At 42.2% G+C, this 438-nt stretch carries 1 protein-coding gene and 1 pseudogene; both read right to left on the bottom strand.

Translation table 11 applies throughout. The features are described from left to right. Positions 1 to 161: pseudogene (locus GBI66_RS19295) on the bottom strand (peptidase); the annotation flags it as partial. Positions 162 to 177: 16 nt separating this feature from the next. Continuing rightward, the coding region (locus tag GBI66_RS19290; RefSeq protein WP_171494351.1) for a transglutaminase family protein at positions 178 to 438 on the bottom strand (261 nt) is incomplete at its 5' end.

Here is a 438-nt window from a genome sequence, read left to right as displayed (position 1 = left end):
GCTAAGTTACCTGCAGTTTGCAAGGCAATAAAACGTTCTCCGGTAACGCCGAAAGTATGCAGTTTTCGGAACACAGAAATATGGTCAACTCCTGCATTGGTTCTTGTGTCACTAATAAACACTAAACCTTGTTCCAATCTTAACGCACAACAATAGGTCATTTCATTCTCTTTACATTCAACATGCCAACACTTGAACCACAGACATCATGTTCTCAACTCCACCTTGCTCTCTTACGCCACGAATAGGTGCCACATCGAGATAGTCACGTCCTACTGCAAGGTAGATATGATGTTTGGGTGTAAACAACTGATTGCTTACATCAAAACAATACCACTGATTTTCTAAAAATACCTCCGCCCAAGCGTGACTGGCCAGGTGCGGATAGTTTTGATCAAATAGATAACCAGAGACATAACGTGCAGGTAATTGTAGCGC

Origin of the sequence: Acinetobacter sp. TUM15071 (assembly GCF_008980925.1) — a bacterium.
Classification (GTDB): Bacteria; Pseudomonadota; Gammaproteobacteria; order Pseudomonadales; family Moraxellaceae; genus Acinetobacter; species Acinetobacter dispersus.
Note: the sequence above shows the minus strand (reverse complement) of the source record. Positions and strands in the feature narration are given on the sequence as shown.